Annotated in this window: 16 protein-coding genes; 3 read left to right on the top strand and 13 right to left on the bottom strand. The window is 54.9% G+C overall.

The window, feature by feature from the left end:
- Positions 1–43: 43 nt before the first annotated feature.
- Positions 44–1,279, bottom strand: coding sequence for a nitrate/nitrite transporter (locus tag PVA01S_RS12050; RefSeq protein WP_127607816.1), 1,236 nt, complete (start codon positions 1,277–1,279; stop codon positions 44–46).
- Positions 1,280–1,840: 561 nt separating this feature from the next.
- Between PVA01S_RS12050 and PVA01S_RS12045 the strand changes: the two genes are divergently transcribed.
- Together PVA01S_RS12045 and PVA01S_RS12040 are read left to right on the top strand one after the other, a co-directional pair.
- Positions 1,841–2,485 (top strand): ANTAR domain-containing response regulator, encoded by a 645-nt coding sequence (locus tag PVA01S_RS12045; protein WP_164751808.1) that lies wholly within the window; start codon positions 1,841–1,843, stop codon positions 2,483–2,485.
- Entirely contained in the window at positions 2,482–3,513 is a 1,032-nt protein-coding gene (locus PVA01S_RS12040) for an anthranilate phosphoribosyltransferase (RefSeq protein WP_054798071.1), read from the top strand. The genes PVA01S_RS12045 and PVA01S_RS12040 overlap by 4 nt, the downstream gene beginning before the upstream one ends.
- A gap of 146 nt (positions 3,514–3,659) precedes the next feature.
- Here PVA01S_RS12040 and PVA01S_RS12035 read toward each other — a convergent pair whose 3' ends face one another.
- The 9 genes from PVA01S_RS12035 to PVA01S_RS11995 all read right to left on the bottom strand — a co-directional run bounded on the left by PVA01S_RS12035 (position 3,660) and on the right by PVA01S_RS11995 (position 10,660).
- Positions 3,660–4,814, bottom strand: a complete 1,155-nt coding sequence (locus PVA01S_RS12035) for an FtsW/RodA/SpoVE family cell cycle protein (protein ID WP_127607812.1) — start codon at positions 4,812–4,814, stop codon at positions 3,660–3,662.
- Positions 4,815–4,821: 7 nt separating this feature from the next.
- Positions 4,822–5,619 (bottom strand): septum site-determining protein MinD, encoded by a 798-nt coding sequence (gene minD / locus PVA01S_RS12030; RefSeq protein ID WP_054800146.1) that lies wholly within the window; start codon positions 5,617–5,619, stop codon positions 4,822–4,824.
- 72 nt (positions 5,620–5,691) lie between these two features.
- Positions 5,692–6,348, bottom strand: a complete 657-nt coding sequence (minC, locus tag PVA01S_RS12025) for a septum site-determining protein MinC (protein ID WP_054798070.1) — start codon at positions 6,346–6,348, stop codon at positions 5,692–5,694.
- A gap of 70 nt (positions 6,349–6,418) precedes the next feature.
- The gene (gene mreD / locus PVA01S_RS12020; RefSeq protein ID WP_054798069.1) at positions 6,419–6,946 is read right to left on the bottom strand and encodes a rod shape-determining protein MreD; all 528 of its coding nucleotides are present in this window, start codon (positions 6,944–6,946) and stop codon (positions 6,419–6,421) included.
- Positions 6,947–6,960: 14 nt separating this feature from the next.
- Positions 6,961–7,815 (bottom strand): rod shape-determining protein MreC, encoded by an 855-nt coding sequence (gene mreC / locus PVA01S_RS12015; RefSeq protein WP_127607809.1) that lies wholly within the window; start codon positions 7,813–7,815, stop codon positions 6,961–6,963.
- Between the two features lie 60 nt (positions 7,816–7,875).
- Positions 7,876–8,916, bottom strand: coding sequence for a rod shape-determining protein (locus PVA01S_RS12010; protein WP_127607807.1), 1,041 nt, complete (start codon positions 8,914–8,916; stop codon positions 7,876–7,878).
- 55 nt (positions 8,917–8,971) lie between these two features.
- Entirely contained in the window at positions 8,972–9,661 is a 690-nt protein-coding gene (radC, locus tag PVA01S_RS12005) for a RadC family protein (protein WP_054800144.1), read from the bottom strand.
- Between the two features lie 101 nt (positions 9,662–9,762).
- Entirely contained in the window at positions 9,763–10,374 is a 612-nt protein-coding gene (locus tag PVA01S_RS12000) for a Maf family protein (protein WP_127607805.1), read from the bottom strand.
- 43 nt (positions 10,375–10,417) lie between these two features.
- Positions 10,418–10,660, bottom strand: coding sequence for a DUF4321 domain-containing protein (locus tag PVA01S_RS11995; protein WP_127607803.1), 243 nt, complete (start codon positions 10,658–10,660; stop codon positions 10,418–10,420).
- A 177-nt stretch (positions 10,661–10,837) separates the two neighbouring features.
- Here PVA01S_RS11995 and PVA01S_RS11990 point away from each other — a divergent pair, with 177 nt between their 5' ends.
- Positions 10,838–12,109: an N-acetylmuramoyl-L-alanine amidase gene (locus PVA01S_RS11990; protein ID WP_127607801.1), complete on the top strand. Its 1,272-nt coding sequence runs from the start codon at positions 10,838–10,840 to the stop codon at positions 12,107–12,109.
- Positions 12,110–12,161: 52 nt separating this feature from the next.
- Here PVA01S_RS11990 and corA read toward each other — a convergent pair whose 3' ends face one another.
- The 3 genes from corA to murC all read right to left on the bottom strand — a co-directional run bounded on the left by corA (position 12,162) and on the right by murC (position 16,276).
- Complete coding sequence (gene corA / locus PVA01S_RS11985) at positions 12,162–13,112, bottom strand: magnesium/cobalt transporter CorA (RefSeq protein ID WP_127607799.1); 951 nt, start codon at positions 13,110–13,112, stop codon at positions 12,162–12,164.
- A gap of 199 nt (positions 13,113–13,311) precedes the next feature.
- Entirely contained in the window at positions 13,312–14,772 is a 1,461-nt protein-coding gene (locus tag PVA01S_RS11980) for an SPOR domain-containing protein (RefSeq protein WP_127607797.1), read from the bottom strand.
- 121 nt (positions 14,773–14,893) lie between these two features.
- Positions 14,894–16,276 carry a UDP-N-acetylmuramate--L-alanine ligase gene (murC, locus tag PVA01S_RS11975; protein WP_127607795.1) on the bottom strand — a complete coding sequence of 461 codons (1,383 nt, stop codon included), beginning with the start codon at positions 16,274–16,276 and terminating at the stop codon, positions 14,894–14,896.

Genomic DNA, 16,276 nt, shown 5'->3' with positions numbered 1-16,276 from the left:
CGCTGGCCGATCGGCCAGCGTGCCCGAACGATCCCGCGGTCCGTTATGCGCTGACGCCATCTAACCCGCTTGTCTTGACTTTACCGCCTTCGCCGATCCAAGTGCGCTTCCACTTGCCTTGAACGACCGCAATGACAACGATGCAGACGAGAGCGATGCCGCTCAGGATCAGGAAGCCGGGGGTGAAAGAGCCGGTTGAAAGCTTCAAATTGCCGAGAATTTTCGGCAGGAAATAGCCGCCCAAGCCGCCGGCCGCGCCGACGATGCCTGTAATGATGCCGACCTCCTGACTAAAGCGCTGCGGCACCAGCTGGAACACGGCGCCGTTCCCCATGCCCATAGCCATCATCGCGATGAACAAGAGTCCGGTCGTGAGCCACAAAGCAGGAAGCGTGGAGACAAAAGCCAGCATGATGCCGATTACCGCGTACAGCGTTATGAGCATCCGGATGCCGCCCATCTTGTCGGACATCCATCCGCCGATCGGGCGGAACAGGCTTCCCGCGACAATACAGATGGTTGCGAAATCCGCCGCCGTTACCGCACTGAGCTTATATTCCGTATTGAAAAAGATGGTCAAGTAGTTTGCCATACCGGAAAATCCGCCGAACGTCACCATGTACAACAGACAGAACAGCCATGTGTCTCTCTGACGAAGCACCCGTCCGTAGTCGGCCAGCTTTAATGGAGCAGGCTGCGTCGGGCTGTCTTTCGCCAGGAAGATAAAGATGAGGAAAACGATGACAAGCGGAATGAGCGCTATGCCGAAGACGACGTGCCAGTCTCCGTAATGCCCGGCCAGCCGGTTGGCGAACAGGGTGCTGAAGATCGTTCCGCTGTTGCCCGCGCCGGCGATCCCGAGCGCCAAACCTTGATATTGCGGCGGATACCAGCGGCTGGCCAGCGGCAGCGCTGCTGCGAAGCTCGCTCCCGCAATCCCGAGCATGAGAGCGACAAAGTACATGTCGTTAAGCGTATCGGCAGCTTGCCACCCGTAAATCAAAGGAATAACGGTCAAGAGCATGCCGGCGATTGCCGTTTTCTTTGGTCCGATACGGTCGGTTAAGTATCCCAATACCAATCGGAGAATCGATCCGCCCAGAAGAGGCAGCGCGACCAAGTTTGCTTTTTCCGCGGCGTTCATGTTAAAGTCGTTCGCAATCAAAACCGCCATCGGACCGATCAAAACCCATAACATAAAACTCACGTCAAAATACAAGAATGCGCTGATTAACGAACCTTTGTGCCCGCTTTGCAAGAAACCTTTCCGATCGACCATGGTATCCTCTCCCTTGTATAAGCTTGAAGCCTGCCTATCCGCAAGTTTCTGTCTCTGTTTCTGTCTCTGTTTCTGTCTCTTTCTTTGTCTCTGTCTCTTTCTGACTCTGTTGCCGTTTTTTTAGTGTTGTGCCGTGATGTCTTGATGATCACATACGCAAAAAGGCCGACGGACAAACCCGCGCCAGTAGGGCACAGCGTCCATCGGCCTCATTGCCGCAGCAGCCACAGCATTGTGAACTGCATGTAAGATGGCGTCGCGTGTAAGCGCACATAAAAAGCCTATCCGTTTACGTAATTGTAAGGGATAGGCGCCATTGCCTCAAGGTTTGACACACCATTGTGTCAACGAACGTTTACTGTTCATATCGTTATTATAGTACGGGATTTTTGATGTGTCAATAAACATTACATAAAAAAACCAGAACCTAACCATTTCCTTTCGTTTGTCGACAAAAAACAGAGTCTTATGTTATATTTCTAATTGGAAAGCGAGCATCATCAACCAAAACCTAACATATACATGACGCAATATGAAATTATAATTCGTGGGGGCGTTGACATGTTACAGTCTTTTTTACTTATTGACGAGTTGGAGCCAACTCGCGCTGCCGCCTCCATGCCAAGTATCCGGAAAGACCCCGACGCCGTCATTAAGGAATCCGTGCCCGAAGCGATGCTGAAAGATATGGGATTTCGCGTTTACGCGGCCTTCAGCTCCAAGGAGCTATCCTTTCACATCGGAAAAGCGGATGCGGTCCTGTTATCGGTGCCGACCGATCAAGTGGCGAACTGGCGCAGCCGGGTGCTTGCCGAACGCAGTCTCCCCGTCTTCTGGTGGTGCGACCGCGAGACATTCCCGAGCCACGCATGCAAGCTCGATCCGGGCATTGACGGCTTGCTCGGTTCCTGTATGAGCGAGTTGGAAATTCACTGCGCGCTGCTGCTCGGTGTGAACCATTACTTCCAAAGGACCGAGTGGCAGCAGGAACGGGAGCAGTTGTTATCCAAGCTGGAGGAGCGCAAATGGGTCGATCAGGCGAAACGAATCCTGTGTGAAATCAAGCACATTTCAGAAGCGGAAGCTTACGATTTTTTACGCAAGCAGGCCATGAACGAACGAAAACGAATGGTAGACGTCGCCACCTCCATCGTCAAGGTATATCAGCTGCTGCAGGATGAGAATAAAGGAGGCCGAAGACGATGATATCTTTACTTAAAGAAGTAGGTCGCGGCAAACGCGGCGCCAGAGACCTCACTTACGACGAAGCCGCACAAGGGGCCGAGGCCATTCTCACCGGCGAAGCGACCCCGGCTCAAATCGGCGCCTTCCTGGTCGCGGAACGGATCAAAATGGAATCGCCGGTCGAGCTGCGCGCCTTCATCGACGCTTTGCGCAAGCGCATCACGCCGTATCCGATTCGCGGCAGCTTCGATTGCGCCGGCCCTTACGACGGCCGAACGCGCACGTTCATCGCCACGTTCCCGACCGCGTTCGTTCTGGCTGCCTGCGGAATGCCGGCGACGCTGCACAGCAGCCCGAGTCTGCCGCCGAAGTACGGCGTCACCCTTGCGGACGTGCTGCAGGCGCTTCATATTCCAGCCGTCCACGCCTCCCGGGATGCGTTGATCTCTGCAGCAGAGCAAACCGGATTTATGTTCGTACCGACCGAGCGCTGGTGCAAGCCGCTGGGCGAATTGCGCGGGCTCAGGCAGGAACTCGGCTTGCGCACCGTGTTCAATACGGCCGAGAAGCTGCTTCGCTTTACGGATGCCGAAGCGATGGCCGTCGGCGTATTCCACGGCACGGTGTTCGAGAAAATCGCCGGCACACTAATCGAACTCGGAGTAAACCGCGGCATCGTCGTACAAGGGATGGAGGGCTCCGAGGACTTGGCCGTCGATAAGCGTACCCGTACTTATGTGATACGGGACGGCGCCAGGGAGCTGTTCATCGTCGATCCGGAATTGTTCGAGCTGATGGTCGAAGTGCCGGAAGGCGAATGGACGGCGGAGCGTCAAGCCAGCACCGCGCTCTCCGTGCTTCGCGGCGACGCCGAGCTGCCCTACTTGAACATGGTGCTGCTGAACAGCGCCGTTCGTCTCTGGACGGGCGGAATCGCCGGTTCCATTGAAGAGGGCGTCTATTTGGCCCGTCACGCGCTGATTCAAGGAACCGCGCTTCAGACCTACAAGGATTGGACGGAAGCGGTCAATCCGGTTTCGACGCTGTAATTCCAAGAAGACCCGAGGCTTCTGTGGCCTCGGGTCTTCTTTTTGCGCTGCCGCACCGCTTGGACTCGCCACAGCCGGCAAGTGAAAGCAGCGAAACGATGGTGCGCTATCGGGCTTTTTTTGCGGCAGCCGTACGGTCCCGTCGTTCATTCTTCGTCCAACAGCTTGTCGTCATGCATACGAATGCTCATTACGAGCCCCATCGCCACCATGTTGATCAATAACGACGTACCGCCGTAGCTGATGAACGGCAGCGTAATCCCGGTGAGCGGCATAATGCCGATCATCATGCCGACATTCTGAAAGATTTGAAAGACGAGCATCGACACAATGCCGATAATGATGAACGAACCGGCATAATTGTCGCAATAAATGGAAATGAGGATCATCCGATAGATGAGCACGAAATACATTAAAAGCAAGATCGACGCGCCTACGAACCCGAACTCCTCGCCGACGACGACGAAGATCGAATCGGTATAGGCGACCGGAATGAAATTGCTGTGGATGGACGATCCGTTCAAATACCCTTCCCCCGTCAGCGAACCTGAACCGATTGCGCGGATGGCGTTATCGACGTGGTACGTATCGTTCTTATCGGCTTCGGTCGGGTTAACGAACGTATTGATCCGATCCATCCAGTGCGTCGGCAGCTCCTTCGATCTCAAGAACGCTTGCAGCGGCACATGGTACAGCTTGAACAAAAATATAAACAAGTACGAGAGGCCGGTGATGATCGCCGCGCCAAGAAAAGCGTAGATGAGCTTGATATTTCCGATCCAATACATACCGATCAAGATAACGCCCAAGATGATCGCATTGCCGAGATCGGGCTGGATAATGACAAGTGAAATCGGCAGCAGCGCGATCAGACCGATGGGAATGACATCGCGCAGCAGTTCAAGCGGTTCGCCCTTTCGTCTCGCCATGAAGGTAGCCAGCGTCAAGATTAAAATAATTTTGACAAGTTCGACCGGTTGAAAGTCGAGTCCGAACGGCAGTCCTTTGAACCAACCGCGGGCGCCGTTGATTTTGGAACCGAAGAAATAAACGGCCACCAGCAGCAAAATACCGATACCGTACAAATAATACGACGTCTTGATCAACACCCGGTAATCGAAAGCCGCCGTCAAAAAGAATGCCACAATGGAAATCGAGTAAACGATCGCCAGCTTCTTCGTATCGAATGTGAACATACTGTCATTCAAGGTCGCACTGTACAGCAGCAGCGTGCTGATCACCATAAAAGCGAGCAGCAGGAAGACGATCAGCGGGTCAATTTTTTTAAACTTGTGCAGCACTTGACTTTCATCCTATCCCGAAAAACTTTTTCATTTTGATGAACATACCGGAACGGTCTTCAAGCTGCATCAACGGCACGGAGTCGCCAAGTATACGGCGGGCGATATTGCGGTAAGCGATCGCCGCGCGGGAATTCGGGTTCATCACCGTAGGTTCGCCCATGTTGGCCGCTTTAATGACATATTCGTCATCAGGGACGATGCCGAGCAAATCGATGGCGAGCACCGAACAAATTTCATCGACGTCAAGCATTTCGCCCTTCTTGACCATGTTCGGACGAATGCGGTTGATCACCAGCTTCGGCGACTCCACGTTCGGTTCCTTCTCCAGCAGCCCGATGATCCGGTCGGCGTCGCGGACGGCCGCATTCTCCGGCGTCGTGACGACGATCGCCTTGTCCGCGCCGGCGATCGCGTTCTTGAAGCCCTGCTCGATACCGGCCGGACAATCAATAATGACATATTCGAAGTCCCGCTTCAGATCGAGCACAATTTGCCGGACCGCGTCCGGGGAAATCGCATGTTTGTCTTTCGTTTGCGCCGCAGGAAGCATGTACAGTTCATCAAAGCGCTTGTCTTTGACCAAGGCTTGCGGCAAACGGCAGCGTCCTTCGGCTACGTCGATCAGATCGTAAATAATCCGGTTCTCCAAGCCCATCACGACGTCCAGGTTGCGCAACCCGATATCGGTATCGACCATGACCACTTTCTTGCCCTGCAGCGCCAATGCCGTGCCGATGTTGGCCGACGTCGTCGTTTTACCGACACCGCCTTTGCCTGAAGTGATGACGATTGCCTCTCCCATAGGTCCCACTCCTTCAAGGGTAGTTTAAAAAGTACACAGTGATCACATGTATAGTTCCGGTCTTTAATTTTATTATAAGAGCGCAAATCGGTGCATGTGATGAATTTTGTCGATTTCCATTTTACCATGCTTCACATAAGCGAACTCCATATACGCATCAAAAGCTTCGCTGAGGTCCCACTCGTCCGGCGGACGACTGATGATACCCCCTATGCGAAGCTGCGTCGGCCGCATGTGCGAGGCGGCGATAACGGCTGTCTCGTCTCCGTCCGCTCCCGCGTGCGCCATTCCGCGCAGCGAACCCATAATATAGATGCTGCCCGTGCTGACGATGGCGCCCCCCGGGTTGATATCTCCAAGCAGAAGCATGTCGCCTTCATGCGTCAAGGTTTGTCCGGAGCGAACGATGCCTCTGACGATCTTCACGTCTGAGGCGTCCGGCATCTCCCTGTCTTGCGAGGGATCCAGCGACTCCATCGATTGGATCAACAGATTGCCCTTTTGACTAATAATCCGGCGCACCTGTTCTTTCTGTTCGTCCGTAACCGCCCGCTTTCCGAGCTTTACATGGACATGGATAATCGGTCCGGTTAAAATTTGCTGATGCGTCTTTTCCAACTTGTGGTTCAATTCTTCCAGCACGTCAGAAAATTCACATGTATCATCAAGTAAAAAGACGAGCCCGTCTTTAACACCTTTGATTGTCACATGATGTTTGGCTGCCGTCATAAACGTTCCTACCTCCTAAGCCTATACAATTCGGCTTGGCGCAGGCGTTCTCCTGCCGGGCCGCGGAAATTTATTCTTCGTTCTCCGCCGGTTTTCCGGGCATGCTCTCGAACAAACGACGTATCGGCACGTAAATGGCCAGTGCGAATAACAAATTAATGAGCATGCTGGGCAGCATCCGATGCAGGAACACCCACTCAAACTGGATATGGGTCACGCGAAATAAACGATAAATTCCGAATAAGGCTGCGTCGTAAAATAAATGGCCGAGACCGATCACTAGCATGCTGATCACAATGCTGGAATAAATCCTCCCCTGCATCAAGCCGGCCAAATACCCGGCCAGCCCCATGGCGAACGTCACCGGCCCCAGCATCGGCGAGAAGGTCATGAAATCGAACAGCATGCCGAAAATCAATCCGTACATCAGCGCCACATGCCGATGGATGTATAGCCCGATGAACAGAACGACAACGAGCACGAAGTGCGGGTTCACTTCCACGTTCGACTGCCAACTGAGGGGGATGATCCAAGGCAGCAGCGTCGTTTCCAACAAAAACAAACCGAACAAAATCAACCAAAGCTTCTTATAACTCACTTTTGCCCGTCACCTCAACTCTCCGGCACTTCAACGACGAACACTTCGCGAAGATGATTGAAGGAAGCGAACGGTTCTATCGTGGCGACGTGGGTAATGCCAAAATCGCCTTCGCGCCGTTCGATGACTTTGCCCACCTCGATGCCGCGCGGAAACACAAGCCCTTTGCCCGATGTAATGACCGTATCCCCAACCTGGAGCGGGTCGTTCGGATCGATTTTGGTCATGACGAGCTTGCCCGCCTCCGGATCGTATTTCTCGATCAAACCGAATGACTCGTTCTCCTTCGTCTTGACCGTGACGGATATCGCTTTGGACTCAAGCGCCGCTTTGTCGTCGATGCCGGTCAACAGCTGCACGTTCGAATAAAACGCAGACACCTCGGTCACACGGCCGATCAAGCCTTCTACCGATATGACCGCCATGTTCGGCCGAATGTTGTCCTTCTCGCCTAAATTGATCGTGATCGATTTCCCTTGTTGGACGAACGACACGACCTCGGCAATGCGGAATTTGTATTGATTCATCTGTTTTTGCCGTTCGGTAAAGCCAAGGGCGTCCTGCAGCCGCTGATTCTGCAATTCAAGATCGTTCAAACGCGTCGTATCGCGGGCATAACGGGACAACGTTCCCCGAAGCACCTTGTTTTCTTCGTAGATCGTCCACAGCTGGCCTACATCTTGAAAGAAACCGGTGATCATGCCCACCGGCTTATAAATCAATCCCTGCGTCCAGGAGATTGAGTCTTTGACAAACTTTTCCGGCCATGTTTCATATCCCCGCTTACCGAACGTCAATCCCATAAGCGCGATGAAACAAATCAGGCCGAGCATCAGAATAAGCAGTCTTTTGTTCCCCAGTAGCTTCAATGCTTACACCTTCCACCTGCAACCTTTAATGCGGTAAATCCGGCTATCGGAACAATCATCTTAACGTCTGGCTTTACTGGTAGGACCCGATCTCGTTTTGAACAAATGGATGTTCTCAAGCGCGCGGCCCGTTCCGATCGCTACGCAGTCGAGCGGATTTTCCGCCACAAGCACCGGCATCCCGGTTTCGCGTGCAAGCAGCCTGTCCAGGTTGCGCAGCAGTCCCCCGCCGCCTGTCAGCACAATACCGCGATCCATGATGTCCGCAGACAGCTCCGGCGGGCATTTCTCCAGCGTCACCTTTACCGCGTCAACGATGCTGTTCACCGTATCGCTCAACGCTTCGGTGATCTCATCCGAGCTGATCGACATCGTTTTGGGCAGTCCCGACACCAGGTCGCGGCCGCGGATTTCCAGCTTGGCCGACGTTTCCATCGGAAGCGCCGAACCGATTTCCATCTTGATCTGCTCGCTGGTCCGTTCTCCAATCATCAAGTTGTAGGTGCGCTTAATGTATTGGGTGATCGCCTCGTCCATCTCATCGCCGGCTACTCGGATCGAACGGCTCGTGACGATACCGCCGAGCGAAATGACAGCCACCTCGGTCGTCCCGCCGCCGATGTCAACCACCATGCTGCCGGTCGGCTCCCAGACCGGCAAGTCGGCGCCGATGGCCGCGGCGAACGGCTCTTCAATGGTATAGGCATCGCGCGCGCCGGCTTGCCGCGTCGCGTCTTCCACCGCGCGCTTCTCGACGGCGGTTATCCCGGAAGGCACGCATACCATGACGCTGGGGTGGCGCTGGAACAGCAACCGCTGCTTCTGCGCCTGGCGAATGAAATATTTGATCATCGTCGACGTCGTCTCAAAATCGGCAATGACGCCGTCCTTCATCGGACGGATGGCCCGGATGTTGCCGGGGGTGCGTCCGATCATTTTTTTGGCGGCCTCGCCGACGGCTTCAATTGTTTTCGTATCGGTACGGATCGCGACTACGGACGGTTCCCGGACGACGATGCCTTTTCCTTTGACGTAAACTAGTGTGTTGGCGGTACCGAGATCGATACCTAAATCTTTCGTAAATCCTTCGAAACCAAACATAAATAGGGTACTCCCTTCTCTATTTGAAGGCGTGTCTCACGCGTTTTGTATTATATTACATCAATCCGAGTTCCTTCAAACTCACGAAGCGGAGGTCGCCGATAATGAGATGATCGAGCACTTCGATTCCCACGATGTCACCGGCCTCCACAAGCCGTTTCGTCATTTGAATGTCCTCGGGACTTGGGGTCGGGTCGCCGCTCGGATGGTTGTGAGCACATACGATGGAAGCGCTGCTTCGTTTGATCGCGGCCCGAAACACTTCGCGCGGATGCACGATCGAAGCGTTCAAGCTGCCCATCGATAGCGTCTCCTGTCCGATCACATGGTTTTTCGTGTTCAGAAACAAGCAGACGAAATGTTCTTTTTGCAAATAGCGCATATCCTCCGTCAAAATCGCGGCGGCATCCTGCGGCGAACGGATGGTCACGGTTTCGTTCATCGCCGACCGCGCCAATCTTCGTCCAAGCTCGATCCCGGCTTTGATTTGCAGCGCCTTGGCGGCGCCGATGCCTTTGAAAGAAGTCAGCTGCTCCAGGCTTACATCGACGAGCGCCCGCAGCCCCCCGCTCTCCCGAAGCAGCCGCTCGGCCAAGCGGACCGCCGATTCCTGGTAGGTGCCGGTTCGCAGTAATATGGCGAGCAGTTCCGCGTTGCTTAAAGCCTCAGCCCCATGCTGCATCATTCGTTCTCTAGGTCGGTCTTCATTCGGGACATCGCGCAATGTGATATTGTGCGATTCCATGCATTCCCCTCTTTCTTCTCCCTGGCGGCCGACAGCGGACAAACCCGCCGTCACGCCTGCAGCCGGTTATTCTAGAACACCCATTATACCATTTCACCCGGTCAAAAAACAGCAATAGAAAAATCAGCCAACATGTCGGAAAGCAGCGACATCGGAAGTCCGACGACATTGAAATAATCGCCCTCGATTCGTTCCACGATCGTCGCGCCGATCCCTTGGATCGCATAAGAACCGGCCTTGTCCAGTGGTTCGCGGGTTGCGATATATCGGCGGATCCGCTCATCCGACATCGGCTTCATCCGGACGACGGTGCGCTCGTGGGCCACGCTCGTCCGTCCGTCGGCAAGTCCGATGCAAGTGACGCCGCTGTACACCTCGTGCTCGCGTCCTTGCAGCCGTTTCAGCATCCGGAAAGCGTCCTCTTCGTCGCGCGGCTTGCCGAGCACGTTCCCATCCAACACAACGATCGTATCGGAACCGACAATGACGCCGTCCTCCGCTTGGGCAGGTTCTCTCTCATAACGTTCGTAGATCGCCCTCGCTTTGCGTTCGGACAACTCTTCTACGATTTGCGACGGCGTCCTTCCAGGGTCCGTCGTCTCATCGACATCGCTGACTTCGATCCGATACGGAAGCGACAAAGAGCTTATTAATTGTTGCCGCCGCGGCGACGATGAAGCCAAAATGACGATTTTTGTCGTCGTAATCGACATAAAACGATCCCCCGCTTCGAATTTTTAATAAGGTAGCCGTTTCTTACAGTTTCCTAAAAGTCCAAAAGCCCGCCGCCAATCCGGCAATGCTGATCAGGTTAAGTCGGATATGAAAATCGAGGTAGTACCGGATGACGAGCAAATCCGCCTTCGGCTGCCAGGAGAGCTCGACCGACCTGGTCAAAAAGGCAAGTACGGAATAAGCCGACAATAACTGCCCGATGAGCGTTCCCGCAATGAGACCGACAAGCAGCAATAGAATGAGGGTAAACGTATTTTTTTTCAAGATATAGGTTACCTCTTTCGGGAAAATATTAACCCGTGCTGTCTGATTTTTATACGTCAGGGCCATTCGTTATTATACCATATTTGGAAGAGGCGGGCTGTTTTTTGTTGGAGGATGTTACCAGCTTACAGTGCTCATAAAAGCCTGTAGAATAATGACGGAAAGGGGGGGGACCGGATGGCACAACGTTGGCTTCGAGCCGCACTTGTTGCGTTATGCGTCTGGACGCTGCCCGGACAAGCCTCGGCGGCGACCGTGGTCGTCGATCCGGGGCATGGAGGTTACGATCCGGGCGCGATCGGCGTGAACGGACTGCAAGAGAAAGTTGTCAATCTGGACATTTCCCGTAAATTGCGCGATTTGCTTGAACAACGCGGCTACGATGTGCGCATGTCCCGCGACTCCGACGTTTATTTATCGCTGAGCGAGCGGGTCGCCTTCGCCAAAAACCAAAACGCGGATTTGTTCGTATCCATCCATGCGAATTCGTACTCGAATCCGTCCACTCGAGGCGCCATGGTTCTCTACTACGATGATGCTTATCCCCAAGCCAGTTATCCGGCCAGCGCGGAGATGAGAGCGCTGACCTCCGAAAGCCGCGAGCTCGCCAGGAAGGTGCTGGACAGCTTCGTTGCAACCGTCGGCGGCGAAGACCGCGGTCTGGTGCCGAGCGCCGTGTACGTCGTTCGGTCGGGTAATATTCCCAGCGTGCTGGTCGAGACGGCGTTTCTGTCGAACTCCGCGGATGCGGCGCTGCTGGCGAACGATTCGGCTCGTCTGACGATGGCGGAAGGAATCGCCAAGGGCATCGAGGCGTATCTGCCGCCGAATCTAACCTTCCCCGATACGCGCGGCCATTGGGCGCGCGAAGCGATCCAGCGCCTCGCGGATCAAGCCATCGTGACCGGCACCGGCAAGCGCTTCGAACCGGCACGTGCGCTGACGCGAGCCGAGTGGGTGACGCTGCTCGGCCGCTTGTTCGACCTGGACGCGGCCGCGGCTGAGAACCCGGCTTGCGCAAGCGGCGCCGCAGCGACGGTCGCACAAGCCGTGTATGACGCGGGCGGCTGCCGCAGCGACGCGACGAAGAAAGGCGCGGCCGCCTTCCGCGACGTGACGGCGGGGCACTGGGCTTACGCCGCGCTGGATCAGGCTGTGAAGGCCGGCCTGCTGGACGGCTACCCCGACGGCACGCTGCGACCGGACAACCCGGTCAGTCGCGCCGAGGTAGCCGCCCTGTTCCAGCGCTTGGCCAAGCCTGCGCCGGCGGACAGCGTCCGCCAGCCGTTCCGCGACGTGCCCGGGGACTACTGGGCGGCGGAGGCGATCGCGGCGCTGAAAGCGAGCGGCTTCATTGACGGCGTTACCGCAACCGAATTTGCGCCGGAGCGCGCAATGAACCGGGCGGAGGCCGCAGCGCTGATCGACCGTTATAAGAATCCCAAATAACGGCCAGTCCGATAAAATCCGATGTTCCCTGGTCAGGGAGCATCGGATTTTTCTAGTTAAACCAACCTTTTTTTCTAAACCAGGTAAACATGCCAAAACCGATGGCGAACATCAGCGCCAAAACGATAAAATAGCCCCACTGCCATTTTAACTCGGGCATGTTCTCAAAGTTCATGCCGTAAATGCCCGCAATGAAGGTTAAAGGCATGAAGATGGTCGTAATAACGGTTAAAGTTTTCATAATCGTATTCATCCGGTTTGAATTCAGCGAGATGTAGCTATCCCGCATATCGGCCGTTACATCCCGGTTGGAGTCAATCATCTCGGACAGCTTCAGCAGGTGGTCATGGACATCCTTGAAGTAAAACAAATGTTCCTTGATGCCTTCAATACGTTCGGAATTAATGACCCGGTACAGAAGATCGCGCATAGGTACAATCGTTCGCCGAAGCTTTAACAATTTGGAGCGGATTTCGAAAATATCGTCCATTAACGCCTGGATCGATTCCGACCTAACCTTATTCTCGATATCGTTCAGCTGATCTTCGATTTGATAAACACTGGGGAAATATTGATCCACCAGCTTGTCCATAATGAGGTAAGCCGCATAAATGGGGCCTTGGTCAACGCCTTTATTCTGCCCGCTGATCTTGGCCCAGGCATCCTCCACTTCCCTCGCAGGGTTCAAATGGAAGGTGACGACAAAGTTGTTTCCTAAAAATAAATCCACTTCCTCGGCGGCAAGTGTTTGGGGATGAATCGCGTGCATGACGAAAAAATGCACATCCTCATAATGATCTAATTTAGGCCTTTGCAGCAAATGGAAGCAATCTTCGACGGCAAGCGGGTGAAAATGAAAATGACTTTCTAAAAGTTTCGCTTCCTCTTCGGTTGGATCATTAAAGTCGACCCAATACCAACGAATATCGGCATCTGCAAGACGGTTTAATGAAACGTCCTCCATCACTTGCAAATCGTAGGTTACCGCTAATGAACGAATCATGAATAACTCCTTGGTCATTCGGTTTGTTGGTATAGTTCTGAGTATACCATAATCTTATTCTTTGCAAATGATTCGTCCCTACACCTGCAAACGCAGAAAGAAGAGCTCCTTACCGGAGCCCTTCGAGGAAGATATATTCGTGTTTTTGCCACAGCTGATCTTGCGATACAGAAACCGTTCGTGCTTCCCGACCTGAGTTCTACGGCAGCGCGATCGCCTTGAGCAGCTCTTTCTCAGCTACCAGGTACTGCATCAGCGACGTTTGCGCCTGCCATATGAACGCGGCGGAGGGGTTCTTCTTGTACTCCTCCATAGAGGCGACGGCCGTATTCAAGGCGCTGTTCATCTTGGGCAGCGCCGCCTTGCCCGCCTCGCCGAGCCCGTCGCTGACGGAAGCGGCCGATTGCGACCAGCTTTGGTGCGTCGTCTTGATCGTCTGCAGCGCCTTCTCGTCCAGCGCGCCGGCCGTCTTCTCGCCGGCGTGAACGGCCGTTTGTGCCGCGATGAGCTGCACCAGCTTGGCGCCCTGATTCATGTAGGCGCCGAATATATCGGTTTGCTTGCCGTTCCAACGGATTTTGGATACCGCCGGAATGTCGTAAGGCTTTAGCATCACGTCGATATCCTGGGCCTCGTAGACTTGCGAAAGCCCCAGAGCTTCATCACGGCCGGACGCCATACCGACATAGACCGTATGTTTGTCTCCCGCCTCGCTCACTGCGGCAAGACCTTTCTTGCGGAAGTCGGCCACCGCCGTCTCCGCGCTCTGCGCGGTGCTGAACACGCCGCCCTGCAGAAACGTATAGCTGGCAGCCGGCAGCGCGATCGCAACGCCGTCCGCGACCGCAGCCGGCACCGAGGCGCCTGCAGGCGCAGCTGCCTGCGTCCCCGTTCCGCTGCCGGAGGCGTCCGCTTTGTCCCCGTTCTGCGGCTGCGCCGCGCCGCCTGCCGAGGCTTGCGCCTGCGTCGGGTCGGCGGTCGTGCCGCTCCCTTCGCCGCCGGAGAACATCGACAGCACCAAAAAACCGAAGGCGACGCCCGTAATAACCGCTCCGGCCACCGAAGCCGTAATTTTCAAGAACGAGCCGCCCCCCGGCGCCTTGGAGTAATGTACATGATCATCTACGATCACCCCGCGGTGGGAGCGGCGGCCTCCGGACGGCCTCGGCTCGCGTTCGAAATAGCCTGTCTCCGGATCGGCGGCGGGTCCGCCGGCAGAGCGAATGATCTGCTCGACGCGCTCCGTCTCCAAATCGAAAGAGCTTTGCCAACCCCCAAAATCGGTCGTAAAATCGTTAAGCGGCTTCACGCTTGGCGAAGAGAACTCACTCCGGCCCGCAGGCTTTACCGATGTTCGGGACGTCCGGGAGGGAGCCTGTCCCGTATGGAACGGCGTCCCCCCGTTCGTTTCCGTGCCGCTGCCGAACCGCGCTCCCGCTTCCCCGCGCCTCCCCGCCTTATCGTCCAAACCAGTTTCCGTCTCCGTCTCCGTCCAAGCCTCAGACCCGTGCAACGGAACCTCGGCGCGTTGAGTTTCGGGCTCTTGCACCACACGATACTCTTCCGCATGCAGCGGAATCACTTTGACTTCCCTGCGCGGGGAAGAATCATCCTGCCGGCGTTCATGCGAAAATCGAAACGTCATTTTGGCTTTATTCATTGCTCCTACTCTCCCTTGTCCGGTTTCGTGTTACTAGACTATGAGAGTCGGACATGAAATAGAACAAAAAAACTCCGATTTCCTTCAAGCTTGCAAGGAATCGGAGCCTCTCTTCGCAGTACTATGAACTTTGCCGTTCTTCCAATGCTTTGGCGAGACCCGCCGCCGCTTTCCAAATGTCCCCCGCGCCCATCGTCAGCACCAAGTCTCCAGGCTGCACCGCACGGGACAAATACGCCTGAACCTCTTCCTTCGTCGGGATGTAACGCACGTTCCGATTGCTGTTCTGCTTAATCAGTTCCACGAGCTTGGCCGAGGTAATGCCTTCGATCTGTTTTTCGCCTGCCGGCGAGTAAATGTCCGTAATAATCACTTCGTCAGCCTCCGGAAACGAGCGGCTGAACTGCTCGAACAAGAAGTACGTGCGCGTATAACGCTGCGGCTGAAACACCGCCACAATGCGCTTGCCCGTCGCCTTCGCCGCTTGAATCGTCGCTTCGATCTCCGTCGGATGATGCGCATAATCGTCGATCACAAGCATGTCGTTCACTTCGCCGAGCACTTGAAAGCGCCGCTTCGCGCCGCGGAACGAAGGAATCGCTTCCGCCACCTGCTCGAACGACAGCCCCGCTTCCATGCAGGTGATCAGCGTGGCGAGCGCGTTATACACGTTATGCTTGCCCGGGACCGACAATCGAATCGTACCGAGCGTCCGGCCGCCGCGCACGACGTCGAACGAAACTTTACGGTCGCCGAGATCGATGTTGCGCGCGACGACGTCCGCTTCCGAATCGATCCCGTACGTGATGACCTCGCTTTGGATGTTCGGCATCATTTCCAGCAAATACGGATCGTCCTTGCAGATGACGGCTTTACCTTGCGGCTTCACTTGGCTAAGAAATTGCGCATACGCTTTTTTCAAATTTTCAAAGTCACCGTCGTAGTTTTCCAAATGATCCGCTTCGATATTGTTCACCAAAGCGATCAAAGGCTGATATTGAAGAAACGATCCGTCGCTCTCGTCCGCTTCGGCCACGACGTAATCGCCTTTACCGGCCTTCGCGTTGCTGCCGACGTTCAGAATTTCCCCCCCGATAATGAAGGTCGGATCTTGCCCGCACTGTTCAAGCACGAGCGCAATCATGGAGGACGTTGTCGTCTTTCCGTGCGCGCCTGCTACGGCAATCCCTTTCTTCGCATTCATCAGCTGCGCGAGCATTTGGGAACGGTGAAGAATCGGAATGTTCAATTCCTCAGCCGCCAGCATTTCCACATTATCTTTGGACAGAGCGGTCGAGTAAACGACGACGTCTGCGCCTTTCACATTTTGCGCTTCGTGCCCGATGAACACTTGCGCTCCCTTGGCTGCGAGCTTTTCCGTAAGCTCGGCTTGCGCCAAATCAGATCCCGAAACTTGGTAGCCCATTTCCAGCATCACTTTGGCAATGGCACTCATACCATACCCGCCGATGCCGATAAAATGGATGTGCTCCGATGTATTCAC

The sequence above is a fragment of the Paenibacillus validus NBRC 15382 genome (genome assembly GCF_004000985.1).
GTDB classification, from domain to species: Bacteria; Bacillota; Bacilli; order Paenibacillales; family NBRC-103111; genus Paenibacillus_G; species Paenibacillus_G validus.
Note: the sequence above shows the minus strand (reverse complement) of the source record. Positions and strands in the feature narration are given on the sequence as shown.

What these genes read in the sequence shown, in the direction of transcription:
- PVA01S_RS11980 (WP_127607797.1), bottom strand. Translation starts at nt 14,772, where the DNA reads ATGAATAAAGCCAAAATGACGTTTCGATTTTCGCATGAACGCCGGCAG.
- corA (WP_127607799.1), bottom strand. Translation starts at nt 13,112, where the DNA reads ATGATTCGTTCATTAGCGGTAACCTACGATTTGCAAGTGATGGAGGAC.
- PVA01S_RS12000 (WP_127607805.1), bottom strand. Translation starts at nt 10,374, where the DNA reads ATGTCGATTACGACGACAAAAATCGTCATTTTGGCTTCATCGTCGCCG.
- PVA01S_RS11990 (WP_127607801.1), top strand. Translation starts at nt 10,838, where the DNA reads ATGGCACAACGTTGGCTTCGAGCCGCACTTGTTGCGTTATGCGTCTGG.
- radC (WP_054800144.1), bottom strand. Translation starts at nt 9,661, where the DNA reads ATGGAATCGCACAATATCACATTGCGCGATGTCCCGAATGAAGACCGA.
- PVA01S_RS12050 (WP_127607816.1), bottom strand. Translation starts at nt 1,279, where the DNA reads ATGGTCGATCGGAAAGGTTTCTTGCAAAGCGGGCACAAAGGTTCGTTA.
- PVA01S_RS12045 (WP_164751808.1), top strand. Translation starts at nt 1,841, where the DNA reads ATGTTACAGTCTTTTTTACTTATTGACGAGTTGGAGCCAACTCGCGCT.
- PVA01S_RS12040 (WP_054798071.1), top strand. Translation starts at nt 2,482, where the DNA reads ATGATATCTTTACTTAAAGAAGTAGGTCGCGGCAAACGCGGCGCCAGA.
- minD (WP_054800146.1), bottom strand. Translation starts at nt 5,619, where the DNA reads ATGGGAGAGGCAATCGTCATCACTTCAGGCAAAGGCGGTGTCGGTAAA.
- PVA01S_RS12010 (WP_127607807.1), bottom strand. Translation starts at nt 8,916, where the DNA reads ATGTTTGGTTTCGAAGGATTTACGAAAGATTTAGGTATCGATCTCGGT.
- minC (WP_054798070.1), bottom strand. Translation starts at nt 6,348, where the DNA reads ATGACGGCAGCCAAACATCATGTGACAATCAAAGGTGTTAAAGACGGG.